The sequence below is a fragment of the Streptomyces sp. NBC_01515 genome (assembly GCF_045040345.1).
In the GTDB taxonomy this organism is placed as follows: Bacteria; Actinomycetota; Actinomycetes; order Streptomycetales; family Streptomycetaceae; genus Streptomyces.
In genome coordinates this window covers 10,244,727-10,265,713 of sequence record NZ_CP109416.1, presented here as the reverse complement: position 1 = coordinate 10,265,713, position 20,987 = coordinate 10,244,727, and the positions used below count along the sequence as shown (strand labels likewise).

The following is a 20,987-nucleotide window of genomic DNA, read 5'->3' as shown; positions in this document are numbered from 1 at the left end:
AAGACGGAAAGCAGCGCATCCATGAGCAACAACAGGGGCAGAGGGCTGCAGGCCAACGCCCTCGGTACGTTCGACACCGTGGTGATGGCCGTGGCGGGCAGCGCCCCGGCGTACTCGCTGGCCGCGACCACCGCGGTCCTGGTCGGCGCGGTGGGGCTGGCCAGTCCGGCGGCCCTTCTCTACTGCGCGATACCGATGCTGGGCATCGCGCTGGCGTTCAGCTATCTCGGCCGTATCGACGTGAACGCGGGGGCCAGTTACTCCTGGGTGGGCCGCACCCTGCACCCCTTTCTCGGCTTCATCAGCGGCTGGGCCCTGGTGGTCTCCGCGACCATCTTCATGGTCGCCGGGTCGCTGCCCGCCGGGTCGATGACCCTGTCCCTCTTCGATCAAGGCCTCGCGGACAACACGGCGTTGTCGACGGTGGTGGGCGCGGCCTGGTTCGTGATCATGCTGCTCGTGGTGCTCGGCGGCGCCCGGCTCACGGTCCGGGCCCAACTCCTCATGTCCGGCGTCGAGTTGAGCATCCTGGCGCTGTTCGCGGTGTTCGCCCTTGTCCACACGGACAACGCCCGCGCCTTCGACTGGTCCTGGTTGGGCTTCAGCCACTTCGACGGGGTGTCCGGCTTCGCGTCGGGCGCGCTCATCGCCGCGTTCTACTACTGGGGCTGGGACGTCACCAGCAACCTCAGCGAGGAGACCCGCAACAGCCGTCGTACGACCGGACTCGCGGGCCTGATCGGCGTCGGCATCGTCTTCCTCCTCTTCGAGGTGTTCACCATCGCGGTGAACATCATCCTGACCTCGCGGCAGATCGAGAACAACGACGCCAACGTGCTGGCGGTGCTCGGCGACGAGCTGTGGCCGGGCTGGGGCGGCAAGTTGCTCATCGTGTCGGTGATGCTGTCCACCATCGCCACCCTGGAGACCACCCTCATCCAGGTCACGCGCTCGCTGTTCGCGATGGGCCGCGACCGTACGATGCCGGCCGCGCTGGGCAAGGTGCACCGCACCTGGAACACGCCGTGGGTGGCGATCACCGTGGTCGGCGGGGTGGCGCTGGTGATGTTCATCGCCTCGAACGCGCTCGGTTCGGTGGGCGAGATCCTCTCCGACGCGATCTCGGCGATCGGTCTGCAGATCGCCGTGTACTACGGCCTGGCGGGCCTCGCGGTGGTCGTCGCCTACCGCAAGATGCTGTTCAGGTCCGCGTCGAACTTCCTCTTCGGCGGGCTGTGGCCGCTGTTCGGCGCCCTGTTCATGTTCTGGATCTTCGTCGAGTCGCTGAGCAGCCTGAGCGACGCGGCGATCACCATCGGCGTGGGCGGCCTGGCCGTAGGGCTGGTCCCCATGTTCTGGTACTGGAAGCAGGGCAGCGACTACTACCGCCCCGCACGCCTCGACGCCACGCACACCGTCGAGACGGACTACGTCCCCGACGACTTCGTGCCCGAACAGTCCCGGGTCCATCAGGGTCTCCCGACCGATTTCTGAGGGGCACCCCGATGGCGCGAGACCGCTACACCCCCGACTTCGACCCCGACTGCGGGGACGCGTACCTCAGTTCGGCCCGCCAGGACATCGTCATCGGCCGCTGGCAGGGGCTGCGGGACCTGCTGCGGAACACCGGCGCGCACTGGCTCGGCCGGGGCCACCGGATCCGGACCCTCGCGCAGGCCTGCGCGAGCAGTTCCACGGTCGAGTCGTGGCTGGCCGCCGAGCCCCACAGCGGCGACGCGCTCACGCTGCGCGCGGCGACGGAGACGGCCCGCGCGTTCAACATCGCCATCGCGGCGGGCCGGGGCGTGCCGATCGACCGGAACCGCATCGACGCCGCCGTCATGGCCTGCCTCCAGGCCTCGGAGGCCTACCCGGACGACCCCACCCCGTGGATCTCTCTGATCTCCGTGGCCCGCCTCTATCCCTCTGGCGTACGACGTCAGGAACTCGCCCGCTGGTGGGACGAGTTGCACCGCCGCGACCCCTACAGCGTCGAGGGCCATCTCCAGGTCCTCCACTACTACTCCTCCCGCTGGCACGGCAGCCACGGCCTCATGTACGACTTCGCCCGCGACGCGGCGGGCGTGGCGCCGCCCGGCTGCACCCTGCCGGTCCTGGTGCAGTACGCCCGCGTCGAGGAGTACCGCTACGCCCTCGACGCCGCGAAGGGCCACCAGGCCGCGGTGGGCCTCGGCCAGCACTGGACCCACGACGGCGCGGTCAGCGACGTCCGCCGCACCTGGCAACGCTGGATCACCGCCCGCGAGGACGGCCCCTTCCCGCCCGGCGAACTCCGCGACCTCAACTACCTTGCCCACGCGGCCTGTTACGCGGGGACGAAGGACATCTCCGAGGCGGTCCTGGCCATGATGGGGCGCCGGGCCACGACGACTCCGTGGTCGTACACCGGGGATGCGGAGAAGCAGATCATGAAGTGGCGGAAGGAGTTGGGGGTGCGGCCGTGAGCGGTCCGGTTCGTCGCTGTGCCCAATAGCGGCTATTCCGCGGGCTGTTGCGCCGGTTGGGCCAGGCTCGCTGTCCACTTCTCCTCGATGCGGCCGAACTTCCACACCAGCAGGGCCACCACCCAGGTCGCGAAGAACAGGCCGACGATGAGGAAGCCGATGATGTTGAGGTCGAGGCCCGCGACCCAGTCCCAGAAGAAGCCGTGGAGGTCGAGCTTCTCGGCGAACAGACCCAGGAGTTCGACCGTGCCGATGATCAGGGCGACGGCGACGGACAGGCCGGTGATCGTGAGGTTGTAGTAGACCTTGCGGACAGGCTTGGAGAAGGCCCAGCCGTAGGCGAAGTTCATGAACGTGCCGTCGATCGTGTCGAGCAGCGACATACCGGCCGCGAAGAGGACCGGCAGGCACAGGATCGCGTACCAGGGCAGGCCGGACGCGGCGCCCGAACCCGCGAGCACCAGCAGCGCGATCTCCGTCGCCGTGTCGAAGCCGAGGCCGAACAGCAGGCCCAGCGGGTACATCTGCCAGGACTTGGTGATCGACTTCATGAAGCGGCCGAGGATGCGGTTCATGAAGCCGCGGTTGTTGAGCTGTTCCTCCAGCGCGGCCTCGTCGTAGTGGCCCGAGCGCATCTGGCGGAACACCTTCCAGATGCCGGCCATGATGACGAGGTTGATGCCGGCGATGACGTACAGGAACGTGCCCGAGACCGTCGTACCGATCAGGCCGGTGACGTCGTGGAGCTGGGAGTTGTCGTCGCGGACCGGGTTGGCGAGGGCCTTCACGCCCAGGGAGAGCAGGAGGGTCAGGCCGAAGACGATGCTGGAGTGGCCGAGGGAGAACCAGAAGCCCACCGACAGCGGGCGCTGTCCCTCGCTCATCAGCTTGCGGGTCGTGTTGTCGATCGCCGCGATGTGGTCCGCGTCGAACGCGTGCCGCATGCCGAGCGTGTACGCGGTCACGCCCATGCCGATGCCGAAGGACTTCTCGCCGACGCTGTAGTGCCCCGGCGCCACGATCCACACGAGCGTGAACCAGCCGATCACGTGCAGCCCCAGCACGAACGCGGCCATCCCGCCGACCCGGGTCCACTCCTGCCGCGTCATCGACGTGCGGACGCGGTACCAGAGCGAAGGCCGCGAAGCCCCGGCCGTGACAGGGAGGGTCGACGTGGATTCAGGGGCGGCCGTCATCGAGGAGGGCCTTTCTGCCGGGTACAGGTACGGGTGCGGGCATGGCTGCGCGGTTGCCGCGAGCAACCTCGTGCCATCCTCCCGTACCTGCAACCCGTTCGCAGTAACGGTCGGCAAAGACCACGGCAGGTCTTGCCCAAGGGGAGGGAAAATCCCTGGTCAGGTCGCCATCAAACCCCTGCCGAGCCAGTCCTTGGCGTCCTTCACGCCCGGCAGCGCGTAGAAGTAACCACCGCCGGTCGGGGAGATGTAGTCGACGAGGGGTTCATCGATCAGCCTCGTCTGGGTCGCCTCGAACTGGCGCCGCACGTCCTGCTGGTAGCAGCAGAAGACCAGGCCCATGTCGAGGTTGCCGACGGCGTCGATGCCCCGGTCGTAGTTGTAGCCGCGACGCAGGATGCGCGAGGTGTCGGTGGCGGCGGTGCGCGGGTTGGCGAGGCGGATGTGGGCGTCGAGCGGGATCGCCGCGCCCTTGGGGTCCTTGGCGTAGTGCGGGATGTCCGTCTCCTTGGCACCGTCCAGCGGGGCGCCGGTGTCCTTGCGGCGGCCGAACATCAGCTCCTGCTCGCTGAGCGAGACGCGGTCCCAGAACTCGACGAGCATGCGGATGATCCGGATCACCTGGTAGCTGCCGCCGCTCGCCCAGGCCGGTTCGTCCTGTCCGTCCCCGATCCAGATCAGCCGGTCGGTCTCGCGGGTGGACTTCACGTCCGGGTTGGCTATGCCGTCCTTGAAGCCGAGCAGGTTGCGCTGGGTGCCGGTGGGGCGCGGGGTGTTCTGGAAACCGTCGATGCGCCACTTGATCTGCATGCCGCCGCGCGTGTGCCGGGCGATGTCGCGCAGCGCGTGCAGCACCGTGTCCTGGCGTGCGCCGCACACCTGGAGCGACAGGTCGCCGTGGCACTCGGCGGCACGCAGGTTGTCGTTCGGGAAGGTCTTCATCGGGGTCAGCCGCCGCGGCCTGGCCTTGGCGAGTCCGTACCGGTCGTCGAAGAGGGACGCGCCCACACCGACAGTGACCGTGAGGGCGTCGGCGGGTACGTCCGGTCCGAGGATGCCGTTGTCGGCGGGCGGCGCGCCCACGCCGAGGTCGGCGGGGGTACCGCCGGAGGTGAGGAAGCGGGCCCGTTCGGTGATCGTCCGCAGCAGGTCGGCCAGTTCGGCACGGTTGTCGGCGATCACGTCGAGGGAGACGAAGGTCGCGGCGGCCGGGGTGGGCGTGAGGATGCCGGCCTGGTGGGTGCCGTGGAAGGGCACCTTGGCGCCGTTCGTGGTGTCGGCGGCCTGCGCCTGAGCCGTACCGCCCGTCTCCGCGAGCGCGAACGCCCCGCCCGCCAGCACCGCTCCGGCGGCCCCGGCACCGAGCGCCGTCCGCACGAAGGAGCGGCGACCGGCTCCGGCCGGACAGCCCGGGATTTCAGCAGACGACATCGGACGGGTCCCTTCACTGCGGGGGTCTGGGTGGGGTAGGGGGTCCGGGTGGGGTGGGGGTTCTGGGAGCGGCGGGTGTTGTCGACGTTGCGGGTGTTTCCGTCGCCCTGCGAGTTCGTGGCGCCCCGGGTTTTCCCGGCGCCCTGGGTGTTTTCGGTACCACGAACGCTGTCCGTGCCCTGCGAGTTCTCGGTACCGCGCGTGCCGTCCGCGCCCTGCCTGTCCTCTGCGCTCATCAGGCGGACTTCCTGATCTCCAGCAGGTCCGGCACCGGCGCCAGGTCCTCCAGCAACTGCCCGGTGGCACCGTCGAGTTGGGCCTTCGTCGTACCGTCCAGCTGCTCGACCGGCGTCCAACTACCGCCCCGGTGCGCCGAGTCGAGCAGCTTCTGCAACCGGGCGATGTCGGCGTCGACGCCGGGAAGCAGTTTCGGGGACTCCTTGGTGAGGAGCGGCTTGAGTACGGTGAGCAGCTCGCGCGTGCCGGCGAGGTTGCTGTCGACGGTCGCGAGGTTGGTGCCGCTGCCCTCGTCGGTGTCGCCGGTCAGCTCGAACTGCAGGGCGTTCTCCAGGATTTCGTGGGCCCGCAACGGCAGGTCCCCGGGGTCGAAGTCCTGAGTCGGGAACGCCTTCCGCAACCCCACCACCGCGGCGACGAGTTGCTGTGCCGGCGCCTTCAACTCGCCCGCCGACTGCCCGTGCCAGAGCCCGTACTCGATCCGGTGGAAGCCCGCGAAGTCCTTGTTCTGAACTCCCCCGGCCAGCCCGTCGGCCCTGCCGTTGATCTTCTGGTCGAAGTCCTCGAAGGTGCCGTAGGCCGCGCCGAGGGAGGAGTACGTGCGGTGCGCGGTCAGCCAGTCGGTGCGCGCCTTGGCGAGGTGGTTGCCCGCGATGTCGTCGCTGAGCTGCCGGGTCTGGGTGATGAGCGTGGCCAGGCCCTGGTCGACGTACACCTTGTAGGTCTTGAGGGGTACGGCGAGGTCGTTCTCGGAGACGGGGACGACCGCCTTCACCGCACCTCCCGTGCCGCTGACATGGACCGTGGCGGAGGTGACGGCCTTCGCGCCGGTGGGCACGCAGCGCCAGGCGTACGAGCCGCCCGCGACGGTGGCGACCAGGTCCCGGGTGGTGCCGGGAGCGAGGCCCTCGACCTCGCCGTAGACCGCGTTGGTGGCCGGGTCGATCAGATACACCTCGGCGGTCTTGTCGCCGGTGTTGTGCATCTGGAAGGTCTGCCGGCCGGTGTCGGGTGCGGTGAAGCCCTTGCCGCACTCCGTCTCGGATACGGCCACCGTCTCCGAACTCGCTGGCTTGGGGCGGGAGACGGCGACGACGAGCCCGGCCACGACCGCCGGTACGGCGACCACCGCGACCGGGACGACCCAGACGGGGCGGCGACGCGGCGACGGGGACGACTCGTTCAACTGGGCTGTCGCGGAGGCGGGTTCGGGCGCGGGGTCTGCCACAGGTTCGGGCGATCGCGTCTTTACGCCGCGCACGAACAGCGGCATCACCACTGCCAAATAGCCGACGTAGCCCACCACTTGGAGCCAGGTCATCGTGGGCATCAGGTTGAACACGCCCTGGATGAGGGTGCTGTACCAGGAGCCCGCGTCGACGCTGCCGCTGAGGTCGAAGGCGTAGGTGGTCAGGCCGGGGAGGACGCCGCCCTCCTGGAGGTCGCGCAGACCGTAGCCGAGGACTCCGGCCGCGATGACGATGAGGACGACGCCGGTGGCGGTGAAGAACTTCGTCAGGTTGATCCGGAGGACACGGCGGTACAGGCCCCAGCACAGGACCGCCGCGAGGACGAGCCCGATGCCGGCGCCGGTCAGGGGGCCTGCGGACTCGCCTGCCGCGCGGGCGGTGGTCCACAGGAAGAGCGCCGTCTCCAGGCCTTCGCGGCCCACCGCGAGGAACGAGGTGAGCATCAGCACGCCCGCGCCCATGCCGAGCGCGCCGGTCACCTTCTCCCTGATCTCGCCGGAGAAGGTGCGGGCCGAGCGGCGCATCCAGAAGACCATCGCGGTGACGAACGCGACGGCGATCACGCTGAGGACACCGCCGAAGGCTTCCTGGGCCGTGGCGGAGAGGTTCGCCGCGGTGAAGGTGAGGACGGCGCCGAAGCTCAGCGCGAGGGCGATCGCGGCCAGGACCCCCGTCCACACCTGCGGCAGCCGGGACTTGGCATCGGCGCGGACGAGGGTGGCGACCAGGATCGAGACGATGAGTCCCGCCTCCAGCCCCTCCCGCAGCCCGATCAGAAAGCTCGGAAACGCGTCGTCCCACATGTCGTGCGGCCCTCCCCGGCCGGTACCGGCCCCGTGACGTTGGTTAGCGAAGGCATGCCTTACCGCCGCGGACCATCATGACTACATGCATGTAGTCGATCAGTCATGAATCGGCAACGACCGGGCAAAAGTGCGGAACTTCCCGTGGGCCGCGATCGTCTACAGTTGAGTAGACCGTCTACAGATTTGTAGTCGGATCGTTTGCAGTCATACCTGCGGAAGGGCGCGCGCCGATGACCACACCCCTGGACCTGGCCTCCCAGCTCGCCGTGAACGTGCTGGACGCCAGGTCGCTGCTGGCCACCTTCGGTGTGCTGGGTGTCGGCGTGGTGATGTTCGCCGAGACGGGGCTGCTGATCGGGTTCTTCCTGCCCGGCGATTCGCTGCTGTTCACGGCGGGTCTGCTGTGCACCGGCGGCGCCGACAGAGCCGTGAAGCTGTCGTTGCCGCCCCTGCTGGTCGCGGCGGCGGTGGGCGCGCTCGTCGGGGCGCAGTGCGGCTATCTGCTCGGCCGGAAGGCGGGCGGCGCCCTGCTCGCCCGCAGTCGCTCGGCCCGCCTGCACGAAGGCGCCCGGCGGGCCGAGGAGTTGCTGGAGCGGTACGGCTACGCGAAGGCGGTCGTACTGGCCCGCTTCGTGCCCGTCGTACGGACGGTCCTGAACCCGATGGCGGGCGCTCTCGGGGTGCCGGTCCGGACGTTCACCGTGTGGCAGGTGACCGGCGGTCTGGTGTGGAGCCTGGGGCTGACGCTCGCCGGATACGCGCTGGGCTCCTCGATCCCGAACGTCGACAAGTACCTGTTGCCCATGGTCGCCCTGATCGTGGTCGTGTCGCTGCTCCCTCTCGCCGCCGAGGTGCACCGCTCCCGCAAGGCCACCCGCGCAGCCAAGGCCGGGGAGGTACGCGGATGATCCTCGACGCGTTCCAGGGGGCGTCGATCGACGGCGAGGCCTACACGGATGTGGTCAACTCCGCTCAGCATGCGCCCAGTTGGCTGGACAGCGTGGTCTCGGCGTGGTCGACCTACGGGCTCGTGGTGTTCGCCGTGCTGATGGTCATGGGCTGGTGGCGGGCGCGCCGGATCGGTGCCGAGGCGGCGGTGACGGCACTGGCCGTGCCGGTGGTCGTGGTCGCCGCGTACGGCATCGACTCGCTGCTCAAGTCGGCGGTGCGGGAGAGCCGGCCCTGCCGGAGCCTGCACGTGGTGACGCTGGAGGCGTGTCCGGCGCCGGGCGACTGGTCCTTTCCCAGCAACCACGCGACGATCGCGGCGGCGGCAGCGGTCGCCCTGTTCTTCGTCTCCCGCCGGCTCGGTGCGGTCGCCGCCGTGGCCGCGCTCGCGATGGCGGGCTCCCGGGTCTGGGTCGGGGTCCACTATCCGCATGACGTCGTGGCGGGCGTAGCCGTCGGCGCGCTCCTGGCGCTCGGCGCGATGGTTCTGCTGAAACGGCGGCCGGAGTCCCTGACCCGGTGGATCACGGCCACCCGGCTGCGACCGCTGCTGGTGTCATGAAACGCGAGGACATCGCCGAACTGGCGGGCAGCGCGGGCCTCGGCGCCTGGACCGCGTTCGGCGTGCTGAGCATGGTCGTGATCGGACACGAGGGCGCTCCGCTCTTCACCGACGAGGACGCGCTGTCCTGGTCCGTCGGGCACCGCCCGGACGTGGCGCTGGCGTTCGCCCGGGGCCTGACCGCGACGGGCACGGGCGTCATCCCCTACGCCCTCGTCGTCCTGGCCGCACTCCTCACCGGCCGCACCACACGCCAACGCCTCCTCGCCGCCACCCTCGCCCCGGCCTGCCTCGCCACCGGCCAAGGCCTGCGCTACGGCGTGATGGAACTGGTCTCGCGCCCCCGCCCGGCACTGAGCAACTGGGCCGGACACGCCTCGGGCTGGTCCTTCCCCTCCGGCCACACCACCACGGCGGCACTCACCGCCGGACTCGTCATCCTCGCGATATCCGTGCGCGCCCCGCACGGGAGAACCCCGCTCTGTCTGGCCGTCGGCTGCTGGGGCGCGCTGGTCGGGCTGACGCGGGTGTATCTGGGCGTGCACTGGTTCACGGATGTCGTCGGTGGCTGGCTGTTCGCCGTCGGCTGGCTCGGGGTGTGCTTGTGCGCGGCGGCCTGGTGGCTGCCGACGCGGCTGATGGCCGACGGGACGGATACGGCCGGGCCACCTCGGGAGCGGACCCGCCTGTAGACCTGCTCACCGGTGGACGTGCTCAGGCGGAAACGGCGGCCGGTGCCGAATCATGGCGCGACCGAGACGCCGCGCCCGGCACCGGTCGCCGTGGGCGGTACCGGCTGCGCGGCCCAAGGTCTTCGGAGCAGCCCAGCAGCCCGAGATCTTCGGCGCGCTCGCCGTCCGGGCTGTACTGGTGGTCCGCCCGTTCGTGAGCCAACTCGGTGCAGCCGTGCGGCTCTTGAGCCCGTGGCCGGGCCGGTGCCGGGAGGTGGACGTCCGTCTTCGCCGCCTCGTCGCCCGCGCCGCCCGAAGCGTCGATCTCCAGCTCGAACCACACCTCCTTGCCCTCCTCCACGAGCCGACTGCCCCACCGGTGGGCCAGCGCGTCGACCAGGAACAGCCCACGGCCGTTCTCGCTGTCGGGGTCCACGTCGAGGTCGTCGTCGCGCTCGACCTGCCGGTGCGGCGGCCGGGGAAGGTGTCGCCGCTCGTCCGCGACCTCGCAGCGCAGTATGCCGACGCCCAGGGACAGGGTGAGCCGGTAGCGTCCGCCCGCGTGCACGACGGCGTTGGTGGCGAGTTCGCTGACGAGCAGTTCGGCGATGTCCACCAGGTCCTGGAGGCCGTACTCGGCGAGCCGCTTGCGGACGAGTTCCCTGGCCTGGCGGACCGAGGACTTTCCCGGGCCCAGGATCGTGGTGCAGCCTTCGCCCACGGTCGGCAGGCCGCGTGGACGGTCGTTCGGCATGGATGTTTCCCTTCGGCCCGTGGGGCGCTCGGTTCGTGCGGTGCTACGGCAGGCCCTGGGCCGGGTCCGCCAACAGACCCGGCCTCGTATCCACCATGCGTCCGCCGTGCCCTTCGAGGCGCGGGGGGAACTACCCGAATCCGCGGGCCGGTTCGTCAACCTGCCGATACGAGAGCCGTCTCCATCCGGATGGTCCACCCCTCCTTCGCCCCGTCGCCGGACCTCATGTCGACGAACTCGCAGACCTGGCGGGTGTGCCAGAGCCCGTCCTCCGGCCGCGCTTCGGGACCCGGCGGCCGGAAGCCGAGGAACGGGTCGGTGATACGGCCGCGCGGGGTGCGCAGTTCGCAGATGACGCGCTGCCGGGTCGACCACAGCCGCAGGTGTGCGCGGTCGCAGCCCTGGGAGGCCGCGTAGCGCGTGGCGCCGGACACGGCCTGCCCGAAGCGGGCCGCCTCCTCGGGTGCCATGCCGCGCGCCCGCGCCTGGTCCGCCGCGAACCGGTGTCCTGCGGTCAGGTCCCCGTCGAGGCCGACGCCGACCGCGTCCTGCGGCGGTGCGGGCAGCGGGCCGAGGCCCTGGGTCGCGTAGACCGCGGGCTCCGTGAAGAGCGAACTGGGTTGAACACCTTGCCGGTTGAGTTCCGTCGGGTGGGTGTGCCGGGCGGCGTCGACGACGTCCGGTGGTGCGGTCCGGGTGTCGTACAGGCACATCAGGTCGGGCGGAGCGCCGGTGAAGAGTTCGGTGGCGAGGGCCTCGTACCGCTTCCACTCGGGGATCTGGCGCGGCGAACGGCCCTCCCAGACCGGCTCGCCCGTCATGTGGAGGAGGCCCTCGGGGCTCGCGTGCGTGACGTAGTAGTCGAGGGCGGTGGCCATGCTGTTGGCGGGGCTTCCCCGGTACCAGCGGGCGGAGTCGCGGAAGTCGACCTGGCGGGCGTCGGGGCCGAGCGCGTCCCGTAGCAGGTCCAGTTTGCGCGGGGTGGTGATGACCACCGGGTCCGGTTCCTCCTCCGCGAGGATGCCGTCCCTGAGGAACGGCACCACCACCGCCAGGAACTCCTCGTCGGACGAATGGATGCCGGCGTGGTGCTTGACGCGGGGGGCGGGTGGGACGGGTCGGGTGAGTGTGGTGGGTTCTCCGTGTTCCATCGGTCTGCCTTCCTTCTCGTTCGGTTCGCGGCCGTACGTGATCTCTGCAGTACGTGGTCCCGGCAGTTCGTCATTGCGGCTGTACGTCGTCACGGCAGTACGTCGTCACGGATGCGCGTCGTCACGGCCGTACGCCATCAGGGGCGGGTGGCCCGACGCGCCTCGGCCCAGACGGCGACCTGGCTGCGCGAGGTGAAGCCCAACTTGCTGAGGATGCGCTCCACATGGCCCTCCGCCGTGCGCAGCGCGACGACCAGCCGGTCGGCGATCTGCTGGTTGGTCAGCCCCTCGGCGATCAGCTCGGCGACCTCCGTCTCACGGCGGGTGAGCGGGCTGTCGAGCACCGGCCGGGGCGCGGACTCCCGCTCGCCCAGTGCGTAGGCGACCGCGTGGTCCGAGGTGAGTTCGAGGCCTTCGCGGTAGGCGTTCTTGAATCCGTCGCCCAGCAGTGCGCGGGCGCCGGCCTCGGCCTCGGTGCGCACCGGGCCGTGGGACGGGGTGCGGTCCAGCGCGACATGGGCGTCCTGCCAGATCCGTTTGGCGGCGCCCAGCAGGACGGCGGCGGGGCGGCCCTCGCCGTCGCGGGCGTGGACCGCGGCGAGCAGTTCCAGCGTCATGCCGGTGCCGAACACGTCGCCGACCGCCCGCTTGAGCCGCAGGCACTCCCGGGCGTGGACTCCGGCTGCCGTCTGGTCGCCCTTGGCCCACTCGGCGAAGGCGAGGATGCGCAGGAGGTAGGAGTGGATCCACTGTTCGCCGTAGGTCAGGCAGACCTGCCGGAACTCCTCGCACAGGGCCATCGCGCGGTCGTACTCGCCCTGGATCGCGAGGACATGGGCCAGTTCCACGTACTTGAAGCCGACGAGGCTCATCGACTCGCCCTCGCGCGGCGGGAGGGCGAGCGCCTCCTCGTACACGGCCCTCGCCCGCGCGTAGTCCCCGCTGATCAGGCAGGCGCCGCCGCGGCCGAAGAAGGTGTGCGCCACCTCGGCCTCGTCACCCAGCCGCAGGGCGAGTGCGCGGGCCTCCTCGACGAGGGGTGCGGCGCGGCCGGCGTTGCCCTGGCTGAGCAGCATCAGGGCGAGGGCCCACAGGGCGCGGGCCCGTTCGACGGTCTGCTCGGGGGCGGCGGCGAGCAGTCGCTCCAGCCAGTACCGGCCTTCGACCAGGGCGCCGGTCGCGAACCAGAAGAACCACAGGTGCCCGGCCAGTTTCAGCCCGGCCCGCAGCTCTCCCGGTGTGTTCAGGCAGAACTCGAACGCCGAGCGGACGAGGTCCGACTCCGCGTGCAGCCGCCGTATCAACTCCGGCTGGTCGGGGCCGAACCAGCGCCGCTCGCACTCCTCGACGAAGTCCAGGCACCAGTCCCGCACCCGGCGCCGGGCCGCCGGCTCGGCGCCTGCGCCGTCCTCGCGGAGCCGGTCGAGGCCGTACTGCCGGATCGACTCCAGCATCCGGTACCGGGCGTGGACGGCGTCGCCGTCCCGGACGAGCAGCGACTTGTCGACCAGACCGGCCACGGCGTCCACCATCTCGTCACGGTCGAGGCCGGGCCCGGCGCAGACCTCCTCGGCCGCGCCGAGGTCGAAGCTCCCGGCGAAGACGGAGGCGCGCGCCCACACCGTCTGTTCCCCGCGGGTGCACAGGTCGTGGCTCCAGTCGACGGCCGCGCGCAGGGTGCGGTGCCGGGGCAGCGTGTCCTCGCTGTCGGCACCGCCCACGCAGTCGGCCAGCAACCGGTAACGCCGGTCGAGGCGTTCGAGCAACTGCTGCACCCCGAGGGCGCGCATCCGTACCGCCGCCAGTTCGATCGCGAGCGGCAGTCCGTCCAGCCGACGGCACAGGGCGGCCACCGCATCCTGGTTGGCCGCGGTGAGGGTGAACCCGGGCAGTACGGCGGCGGCCCGGTCGGCGAAGAGGGCCAGTGCCGGGTACTCCAGCGCGGGTTTGGGAGGCAGCGGCTCGCCCGGCGTGGGAGTCGCCAACGGCTGTAGTTCCAGGACGTGTTGGGCGGTCACATCCAGCGGATGTCTGCTGGTGGCCAGCACGCGCACCGCCGCGGTCTTCGCGAGCAGCGTCTCGACGAGCCGTGCGCACGCGTCCGCCAGGTGTTCACAGTTGTCCAGGACGAGCAGCGTCTCCCGGCCCTGGAGCTGGTCGACGAGGACCCGCACCGGCAAACGACCCGACACATCACGGATGTTGAGCGCCTCGATCAACGCGAGCGGCACCAGCGACGCGTCCCGCACACCGGCCAGCTGCACGATGTGCACCCCGTCGGCGAACGCCCGCGCCAACCGGGGCACCGCGTGCAGCACCAGCCGGGTCTTTCCGACCCCGCCCGTCCCCGTCAGACTCACCAACCGGTGGGCGCCCACCAGACGTTTGACCTCGGCGGTCTCCTGACGCCGGCCGACGAAACTCGACGCCCTGACGGGCCGGCCGATGTTCTGCCTTGTCACGGATACCTGCACAATCGGTCCCGCCTCCGAAAGTGATACGTCCGGTGCCCGCCATGGCCTCGCCGCGCATGGACTTCCAAGAACTCTATGGGCGGGACGCGAACGAAGCGCCTGTAGCCCGGCATTGCCAGCTGAAGGCGGCTTTCTGACGGAATATGCGCAGAACCTGTCCCAAGTCGATCACCGGTGGATCGGCCGTGCAACGACGGCCCGGAGCCCGCCCGTTCGGCGGAAGGGAGAGCTCCGGTACTCCTGTGTCCGAGTGCGCGACTCAGCTGCCGCTCAGCCGCACCAGAACAGCGGTGTTGACCCGAGGCAGCGACACCGTCAACTGCCCCTCCGCCGCGTCCCATTCCGCACCGGCATCCGCACTCGTCGGATACAGCACCGCAGCTCGCACCGGCGCCCCGAGCAGATGCGGAACAGTGAAGGTGCGGCTGCCGCCGTCACCCGACTCCCGCCGCCAGACCATCACGTACGTCGCGTCCGACCCCCGCAGCCCGTGCGCGATCCACCCGTCCTCCCACCCGGGAAGCCCCAGCGGCCAGAACGGATGTCCCGTGCCGATCTCCCCCCGGACCTCCTTGTAGACGGAGACCGCCGAGCGGACGAGGTCGAACTGCTCGTCGTTCATGAGGTTGAGGAAGCCGGAGAGGTGGACACGGCCGAGGAGCGGGCCGGTGAGGGTGAAGGCGATCTCGTCGAAGGTCTGGTCCGGCTGGGGGTACGCCCACACGGCGGCCTGTTCGGGTGTCGCGGCGGTGGCCGCCGCCGCGGTGATGGGCGGGTAGCGCAGCGGGTCCTGCTGGTCGCTGGTGGACTGGAGCTGGGCGACGGCCAGTTGGGCGTAGTCCCAGCGCAGGCCGCCCGATCCGCAGTTCTCCAGGACGAGTTGGGGATGACGGTCGAGGAGCCCGGCCATCCAGTCGAGGTGGGCTCGGTGGTGCCCGAGCAGTCCGGCGCCCGCGCTCTCGGTCCCGTTCTCGGTGCCGGGGCCGATGTTGATGTTGTAGTCGAGCTTCAGATAGCCGACGCCCCACTCCCCCACCAGCCGGTCCACGACCTCGTCGAGATGCGCGCGGGCGGCCGGGTGGCGCAGGTCGAGGTGGTGCCGGCCGTGTTCCGTGACGCGCAGACCGCCGCGCCGGAAGAACGCCTCGGGCGGCAGGGTCTGTGCCAACGGGCTGCGTACGCCAACGACTTCGGGTTCGAGCCAGAGACCCGGGGTCATCCCGCGCTTCGTGATGGCGTCGAGGACTTCCTGGATGCCGCCCGGGAAACGGTTGGGCGCGGGCTCCCACGCGCCGACGGAGTCCCACCAGCCCTGGGCGTCGTCGTCGTACCAGCCCGCGTCGATGACGAAGACCTCGGCACCCGCGACCGCCGCCGACTCCACGAGCGGCAGGAGCCGTTCGGTGGTGGGGTCGCCGTTCAGGGTGTTCATGTAGTCGTTGTAGATCACCGGGAGGGTGCGGTGGTCGGGGTGGTCGCGGCGGATGCCCCGGCGGTAGTCCGTGAGGCTGCCGAAGGCGGCGTCCAGGCCGCCGGCCCCCACCCGGACGAGGACGGCGGGGACGGTGTGGAAGTCCTCGCCGGGGGCGAGGAGTTGGTGCCACTGGTGGTGGGCGTCATCGGGGCCGAACAGGGCGATGTAGGCCGCGCCCTCGCGTTCGCCGGTCTCGAAGCGCCAGCCCGCGCTGGACTCGATCTGCCACAGCCAGGCGTTGCCCTCCGGGTCGGTGAGGGCGGCGACCGGGAGGTGCCGGCCGGTGGACCAACTCCCCTGCGAGGAGCGCTCGAAGCAGCCGCGTCCTTCGCGCCCGTGGGCGAACCGGCTCAACGGCACGACCTCGTCGCGGAGTTCGGCCTGGCGCCAACGGCATTCGGCGAGCCAGTCGTTGTCCGCCCAGTGCAGGGTCAGTCCGTCGAGGCCGTCTTCGACAACAGAGGATTCCGCGACGGAGGATTCGGCGACGGACGAGGTGATCCCGCCGAGGGTCAGGGTCGTCACGCTCTCCAACCGGAGGGGATCGACGCCCTCGTTGACCAGTCGCACCCGTGAGCGCAGGAAGGTCGCGCCGGGGCTCGCCTCCAGGGTGACCTCGGCGGCCAGTCCGGTCACCGGGTCCGCGAGTCGGATCGTCGTACGCTCCAGGCCGCCGTCCCGCACTGTCTGCGTGTCATGGCTGCGGTAGGCCAGACGCTCGCCGATGGCCGTCTCGATGAAACGCTCCCCCGACCACAGACGCCCGTGACCGGTCGCGGTGACCTCGACGAGGGGGACCAGGCGGTCCCAGTGCTGGCCGGAACTCCCCAGTCTCACCGACCCGTCGGCGTCCAGGACGGCGTGCAACCCGAGCTCCGGGTGCGACCAGATACGGGACCTCTCGGCTGTTTCGACGACACTGGTCAACACAAATTCCCCTTCTGGGACAGTTCGGTCCTGCGGCTCTCGTACAGGCGCTGAACTGGGGTTTCTCAGCCGGTGGGCGCGATCTCCCCGCCCTGGCCGGTGTGTTCGAAAGGTAAATCCCCAGTTACGGTCTCTTGACGCCCACGTTGTGACCGCTCACAATCCTCGCATGGATGTGACCGGTCACACAAGCTCCGGCGGCCACGGCGACCCCCCTCAGGGGCCGCAGAAAGCCGCCAGTATCCGCGACGTCGCGGCTGCCGCAGGCGTCTCCTACCAGACCGTTTCGCGGGTCATCAACGGGCACCCGAACGTCAAGGAGGAGACCCGAAAGCGCGTCGACGCCGCCATCCAGGCTCTCGGCTTCCGGCGCAACGCCACCGCGTTCGCCCTCGCCAGCGGGGTCACCCGATCGGTCACGGTCATCACGTCGAACACCGTCCTCTACGGCTATGCGGCCACGCTGCAGGGCCTGGAGGAGGCGTCCCGAGCCGCCGGATACGCGCTCGGTGTGCGGGTGGTGACCCCGGAGGACGACCTGGACCGTACGATCGCCGCGGCCGCCGACACCGGTGGCGGCGTGGTGGTCATCGGCTACGACCGCATCGGTGCCGCCGCCCTGGACCGCGTACCCGCACATGTGCCGTGCGCGGCGCTGGTGGAGGCGCCGGCGCCGGGCCGGACACCCGGCCGTCCGGCGGTGTGGGCCGACGACCGTGAGGCGGCCCGTGCCGCCACCGAGCATCTGCTGTCGCTCGGGCACGCGAATGTCCACTACGTAGCGATTCCCGCCTCGACCGGAACCCGGCGCCTGGCGGGCCCCCGCGCCGAGGGCTGGCGCCAGGCCCTGGAAACGGCCGGCATCACCCCGCCCCCGCCGTCCGGCAAGGGCTGGGACGCCCAGGCCGGCTACGAGGCGGGGAAGAAGCTCGCCCGGAACAAGGACGTCACCGCGATCCTGTGCGGCAACGACGACCTGGCGCTGGGTGTACTGCGGGCCCTGCACCACGCGGGCCGGCGGGTCCCGGAGGACATCAGCGTCATCGGCTTCGACGACGCCCCGCACTCCGCTTTCGTCACCCCGTCCCTCACCACCGTCCGCATGGACTTCCACGGTCTTGGCCGCGCCGCGTTCGGGCTGCTGCGCGCCCAACTCGACACCGATCAGCAGGAGTCTGCGCCGGTACCGGCCGAACCCACCCTCGTCCTCCGGGAGAGCTCGGGGCCACGGGAGGCCTGAGCCGGACGTCCGTCATCGCCGTCTCCGTCACGTCCACCGCGCTCGCCGTACCCGTCAGCCGCCCTCCCCGCAGTCTTCGCGCAACTCCGCAGCACCGCCCTGCCTTCCTTCCGCGTACGAACAAGGATCCGCCATGAGAAGAGCCGTCTCCGTCCTTGCCACCGCCTGTGTTCTCGGGCTGACCGCCACCGCGTGCAGTGACAGCACCGGTGGCGCCACCACCGCCGCACCCGAGGGTTCGGTCAACCCGACCGCCTCCCTCAAGGGCGTCAGCCTCACCATGTGGGTCGCCCAGAACAGCGTCTCGGAGCCCAAGCAGGCCATCGAGGCGTTCGAGAAGGCCACCGGCGCCAAGATCAACACCGAGGTCATACCGGACCCGTACGAGTCGAACGTCCCGACCAAGCTCGCCTCGGGCGTCAAGCCGGACCTGATGTTCTGGCAGCCCACGGGCAGCACCCTGCCGTTCGTGCAGCCGGCGAAGAACCTGCTGACCCTCGACAACGAGGACTGGGTCGCCAAGCTCGGCACCACGGAGAAGACCCTCGGCCAGGTCGACGGTCACCGCTACGCGGCCATCGTCACCAGCCCCGCCGTGCTCGGCGTCTACTACAACAAGGACGTCTTCGCGAAGGCCGGCATCACCACCATGCCGAGCAGTTATGACGAGTTGCTCGCCGACGCCGCGAAGATCAAGTCGAAGGTCTCGGGTGTGGCGCCGTTCTTCGAGGTCGGCGGTGACAAGTGGCCGCTGCAGTGGCAGGTGCAGGCCCAGATGACGGATCTGCCGCAGTCCTTCTGGGACAACCTCAACAAGAACAAGGACAGTTGGACCAACAAGACCATCGTCGACGCGATCACCAAGTACAAGACGAAGGTCCTCGACGGCGGCCTGGCGCAGAAGAACTACAAGACGGCCACGTTCGTCGACCAGGGCAAGGCGATCATGGACGGCACCGCCGCGATGGCCGTCAACGTCACCGCGCTCCAGTCGGAGATCCAGGCCACCGCCAGCACGGCGGACATCGACAAGAAGCTCGGCTGGTTCCCCATCGCCAACAGTTCCGCGAAGGCCGAGTACTCGCCGGACCAGACGAACGGTGTCGTCGCCTTCAACACGGGTGACACCAAGCGGCAGAACGCGGCCCGGCAGTTCATGTCCTTCTGGCTCGGCCCGGACTACCCGGCCTACATCAAGGCCAACAAGCTCGTCTCCGTGGAGCCGTCCGTGGCCAACCCCGACGGTCTGCCGCAGACCGCGATCGCCCAGGCCAAGGCCCTGTCCAGCGCGTCGGGCGTCTTCCAGGTCAAGGCGCTCACCGCCCCGGACATGCACCTCGCGCTCGCCGACATGATCTACGGCAAGAAGACCCCGCTCCAGGTCGCCCAGGCTGCCGAGGACCAGTTCAAGCAGGTCCTCAAGGCGCGCGGCGTCACCGGTTTCTGACCCGCGCCACTGAGCCAGCTCGTCCCCCCGGGCCGCCCGTCGGCGGTGCGCCCGGGGCCCGTACCGGAGGTAAGAAAGTGGTGGACACCGCCACGATGGACGCTCTCGACGCCATGCGCGCGAAGGACCGAGACCGGGACACCGTCCAGGACCGGCCGTCCCGTCGTCACCGGCTCCGCGGCAAGGCCAACCAGCCGTGGTGGTTCGCCCTGCCCGCGCTCGCCGTGTTCGGCGTGTTCTTCCTGCTGCCGAACCTGCTGAACTTCGTCTACCCGTTCACCGACTGGTCGGCGTTCCACTCGCAGATCGGCTTCGTGGGACTGTCGAACTTCAGCACCATCCTGCACGACGGGTCGATGGCCCGTGACATCCGCATCACCCTGGAGTACGCGGTCCTGGTGGCCGTCTTCCAGAACGGCTTCGGTCTCGCCCTGGCCCTGCTGCTGGAGCGCGACACCCGCTTCAACCGTTTCTTCCGCGCGGTGTTCTTCCTCCCGGTACTGATCTCCGCGCTCGCCGTCGGCTACATCTTCCGCGCCCTGCTCGCCCAGGACGGCGCGCTCAACAGCGTGCTGTCCTCGGTCGCCGGACACCATGTCGACACCCCCTGGCTCGGCTCGACCACCTGGACCCTGGTCGTGGTGACCCTCATCCACGGCTGGAAGTGGATGGGCCTGGCGATGCTGATCTATCTGGCGGGCCTGAAGAGCATGCCCGGTGATGTGCTGGAGGCGGCCCGGATCGACGGGGCCGGCTGGTGGCGCACCTTCTGGTCGGTCAGGTTCCCGCTGCTCGCGCCCGCCGTCACGTTCAATGTGACGACCGCGCTGATCGGCTCCATGAACACCTTCGACATCGTGCAGGCGACCACCGGAGGCGGTCCCGGCGGCGAGACCGAGGTCTTCAACATCTACATGTTCCGCATCTTCGGCCAGGGCCTGTACGCGCAGGCGTCCGCGATGAGCCTGGTGCTCTTCCTCATCGTCGTCGTCCTCGCCGTGCCCGTCATCGTCGGCCTGCGCCGCAGGGAGAACAACCAGTGACCACCGTTACCGCGTTCGCCCCCGCACACCGGCGCCCGCTGCGCTGGGTCCAGCCGCTCGTGGTGCTGATCGTCGCCGGCGTCACCATCGGCATCCCGCTCTGGCTGGTCGCGGTCACGTCATTCAAACCGCAGGCCGAGGCGATCAAGCCCAACCTGTCCCTGCCGCACCACGTGCAGGCCGCCGCGAACTACAAGCAGAGCTTCGACGAGGGCAAGATCGTCCAGGGCCTCGTCAACAGCCTCCTGGTCGTCGCCCCGTCCGTCGTCCTCGTGCTGCTCCTCGGAGCGGGCGCCGCCTGGGTGTTCGCCCGCCGCAAGGGCCGCCTGGTCAACACCCTGTACGCGCTGAGCATCAGCGGACTGCTGCTGCCGCCCGCCGTGATCACCATCGTCATGGAACTGCGCCAGCTCGGCCTGGCCGGCACCCGTCCCGGCATGGTCGGTGTCTACGCCGGGATGTACCTGTCCACCTCGATCTTCTTCATGACGGGGTTCATCCGCGCCCTCCCCGAGGAGCTGGAGGAAGCCGCCCGCATGGACGGCGCGGGCCCGGTCCGCGTCTTCTTCCGCATCATCCTGCCGCTCCTGCGCCCGGTCATCGCCACCGCGACGATCATGGTGATGCTCTACGCCTGGAGCGACATCTTCTACGCCTTCTTCGTGCTCGGCGGAGGCGACAAGGCCACCCTGCCGCTCAACCTCTACCAGGTCGCCAACGCCCAGCTGTACCTCAACAACTGGCACCTGATCTTCGCCTACGTCGTGATGATGAGCCTCCCCATGGTCCTCGTCTTCGTGATAGCGCAGCGCCGCATCGTCTCCGGCATCACGAGCGGCGCCGTCAAGTAGCCCCGGGGTACGGCCAGTTGAGCCGCCCCGGTCACCCCCGAAGTACCCGACAGCCTCCCG

At 70.0% G+C, this 20,987-nt stretch carries 16 protein-coding genes; 9 read left to right on the top strand and 7 right to left on the bottom strand.

What is annotated here, in order from left to right:
- The first annotated feature begins 21 nt into the window (after positions 1-21).
- Together OG407_RS45370 and OG407_RS45365 are read left to right on the top strand one after the other, a co-directional pair.
- Positions 22-1,494 (top strand): APC family permease, encoded by a 1,473-nt coding sequence (locus OG407_RS45370; protein ID WP_405866710.1) that lies wholly within the window; start codon positions 22-24, stop codon positions 1,492-1,494.
- Positions 1,495-1,505: 11 nt separating this feature from the next.
- Entirely contained in the window at positions 1,506-2,465 is a 960-nt protein-coding gene (locus OG407_RS45365) for a hypothetical protein (RefSeq protein WP_405866708.1), read from the top strand.
- 32 nt (positions 2,466-2,497) lie between these two features.
- On the opposite strand, the gene OG407_RS45360 is transcribed toward OG407_RS45365, so the two are convergent.
- The 3 genes from OG407_RS45360 to efeU all read right to left on the bottom strand — a co-directional run bounded on the left by OG407_RS45360 (position 2,498) and on the right by efeU (position 7,382).
- The gene (locus tag OG407_RS45360; RefSeq protein ID WP_405866706.1) at positions 2,498-3,661 is read right to left on the bottom strand and encodes a HoxN/HupN/NixA family nickel/cobalt transporter; all 1,164 of its coding nucleotides are present in this window, start codon (positions 3,659-3,661) and stop codon (positions 2,498-2,500) included.
- 159 nt (positions 3,662-3,820) lie between these two features.
- A complete protein-coding gene (efeB, locus tag OG407_RS45355) occupies positions 3,821-5,092 on the bottom strand; it encodes an iron uptake transporter deferrochelatase/peroxidase subunit (RefSeq protein WP_405866704.1) in 1,272 nt (423 codons plus the stop codon).
- A 235-nt stretch (positions 5,093-5,327) separates the two neighbouring features.
- Positions 5,328-7,382, bottom strand: coding sequence for an iron uptake transporter permease EfeU (gene efeU, locus OG407_RS45350; RefSeq protein WP_405866702.1), 2,055 nt, complete (start codon positions 7,380-7,382; stop codon positions 5,328-5,330).
- A 233-nt stretch (positions 7,383-7,615) separates the two neighbouring features.
- Between efeU and OG407_RS45345 the strand changes: the two genes are divergently transcribed.
- Genes OG407_RS45345 through OG407_RS45335 form a run of 3 tightly spaced genes read left to right on the top strand, consistent with a single transcriptional unit; the run spans position 7,616 to position 9,587 of the window.
- Complete coding sequence (locus OG407_RS45345) at positions 7,616-8,293, top strand: DedA family protein (protein WP_405866700.1); 678 nt, start codon at positions 7,616-7,618, stop codon at positions 8,291-8,293.
- Positions 8,290-8,895 (top strand): phosphatase PAP2 family protein, encoded by a 606-nt coding sequence (locus OG407_RS45340; RefSeq protein ID WP_405866698.1) that lies wholly within the window; start codon positions 8,290-8,292, stop codon positions 8,893-8,895. Before OG407_RS45345 ends, OG407_RS45340 begins: the two co-directional genes overlap by 4 nt.
- Positions 8,892-9,587, top strand: coding sequence for a phosphatase PAP2 family protein (locus OG407_RS45335; RefSeq protein WP_405866696.1), 696 nt, complete (start codon positions 8,892-8,894; stop codon positions 9,585-9,587). Before OG407_RS45340 ends, OG407_RS45335 begins: the two co-directional genes overlap by 4 nt.
- 22 nt (positions 9,588-9,609) lie before the next feature.
- Here OG407_RS45335 and OG407_RS45330 read toward each other — a convergent pair whose 3' ends face one another.
- From OG407_RS45330 to OG407_RS45315, 4 genes are all read right to left on the bottom strand, one after another.
- On the bottom strand, positions 9,610-10,320 hold the full coding sequence (locus OG407_RS45330) for an ATP-binding protein (RefSeq protein WP_405866694.1): 711 nt from the start codon (positions 10,318-10,320) through the stop codon (positions 9,610-9,612).
- Between the two features lie 155 nt (positions 10,321-10,475).
- Entirely contained in the window at positions 10,476-11,471 is a 996-nt protein-coding gene (locus OG407_RS45325) for an anti-sigma factor RsbA family regulatory protein (RefSeq protein WP_405866692.1), read from the bottom strand.
- Positions 11,472-11,608: 137 nt separating this feature from the next.
- Positions 11,609-13,933, bottom strand: coding sequence for an ATP-binding protein (locus OG407_RS45320; RefSeq protein ID WP_405866690.1), 2,325 nt, complete (start codon positions 13,931-13,933; stop codon positions 11,609-11,611).
- A gap of 271 nt (positions 13,934-14,204) precedes the next feature.
- A complete protein-coding gene (locus tag OG407_RS45315; RefSeq protein WP_405866688.1) occupies positions 14,205-16,346 on the bottom strand; it encodes an alpha-galactosidase in 2,142 nt (713 codons plus the stop codon).
- Positions 16,347-16,515: 169 nt separating this feature from the next.
- Between OG407_RS45315 and OG407_RS45310 the strand changes: the two genes are divergently transcribed.
- The 4 genes from OG407_RS45310 (at position 16,516) to OG407_RS45295 (ending at position 20,927) form a co-directional block, all read left to right on the top strand.
- The gene (locus OG407_RS45310; protein WP_405866686.1) at positions 16,516-17,586 is read left to right on the top strand and encodes a LacI family DNA-binding transcriptional regulator; all 1,071 of its coding nucleotides are present in this window, start codon (positions 16,516-16,518) and stop codon (positions 17,584-17,586) included.
- Between the two features lie 133 nt (positions 17,587-17,719).
- Entirely contained in the window at positions 17,720-19,033 is a 1,314-nt protein-coding gene (locus tag OG407_RS45305) for an ABC transporter substrate-binding protein (protein ID WP_405866684.1), read from the top strand.
- Between the two features lie 77 nt (positions 19,034-19,110).
- Positions 19,111-20,076 (top strand): carbohydrate ABC transporter permease, encoded by a 966-nt coding sequence (locus OG407_RS45300; protein ID WP_405866682.1) that lies wholly within the window; start codon positions 19,111-19,113, stop codon positions 20,074-20,076.
- Positions 20,073-20,927 carry a carbohydrate ABC transporter permease gene (locus OG407_RS45295; RefSeq protein WP_405866680.1) on the top strand — a complete coding sequence of 285 codons (855 nt, stop codon included), beginning with the start codon at positions 20,073-20,075 and terminating at the stop codon, positions 20,925-20,927. The genes OG407_RS45300 and OG407_RS45295 overlap by 4 nt, the downstream gene beginning before the upstream one ends.
- Positions 20,928-20,987 lie beyond the last annotated feature (60 nt).